The 948-nt window shown below is 69.8% G+C and carries 1 protein-coding gene; it reads left to right on the top strand.

Translation table 11 applies throughout. The annotated features are described in order from the left end of the window. Positions 1-883, top strand: an 883-nt coding sequence (locus tag JHD63_RS22675) for an aldehyde dehydrogenase family protein (protein ID WP_198973056.1), incomplete at its 5' end; no start/stop codon positions are given. Positions 884-948: the final 65 nt, after the last annotated feature.

The raw sequence follows: 948 nt of genomic DNA on the forward strand, positions 1-948 counted from the left end.
GCCCGGCGTGTTCAACGTGGTGCCAGGCCATGGCCGCACGGCGGGGCAGCGCCTGGTGGAGCACCCTGACGTGAACAAGATCTCCTTCACCGGCTCCACCGCCACCGCCAAGCGCATGGTGCAGAGCGGCTCGGACAACCTGAAGCGCTTCACCTTCGAGCTGGGCGGCAAGGCGCCGCACATCCTCTTTGCCGACGCCGACCTGGACAACGCCATCAACGCCGCCACGGCCTCGGCCTGGCGCCTGACCGGGCAGAGCTGCGCGCTGGGCTCGCGCGTGCTGGTGGAGCGCAGCATCTATGCGCGCGTGGTCGAGGCCTTCCGCGAACGCGCCAGGGCCGTGCGCGTGGGCCTGCCCAGCATCGATGCCAACCACATGGGGCCGCAGGCGCACCGGGAGCAACTGGAAAAGACGCTCGCCTACGTCCAGTACGGCAAGGAGGACGGCGCCGAACTCGTCACGGGCGGCCGCCGCATCGAAACGCCCGAACTCGCGCCCGGCTACTTCGTCGAGCCCACGGTGTTCGCGGGCGTGAACAACCAGATGCGCATCGCGCGCGACGAGATCTTCGGCCCCGTGGCCTCGCTGATCCCGTTCGACGGCGAGGACGAGGCGATCGCGATCGCCAACGACACGCCCTACGGCCTGACCGCCGGCCTGTGGACGCGCGATGTGGGCCGCGCGCACCGCGTGGCCAGCCGCATCGAGGCGGGCATGGTCTGGGTCAACACCTATTCCTTGCTGCGCTGGTCCACGCCCTACGGCGGCTTCAAGTCCAGCGGCTGGGGGCGCGAGAACGGCATCGACGCGCTGGCGCCCTACCTGGAGACGCGCACCACGGTCATCAGCACCACCGGCCAGTTCCCCAACTTGTACGCCTGACTGAGGAGACAGCATGACCAGCACCGTACCCGCAGAAGCCGCGCGCGCCCAGGCGCTCGCCTGGA

Origin of the sequence: Xylophilus sp. ASV27 (genome assembly GCF_016428875.1) — a bacterium.
GTDB lineage: Bacteria > Pseudomonadota > Gammaproteobacteria > Burkholderiales > Burkholderiaceae_C > Xylophilus.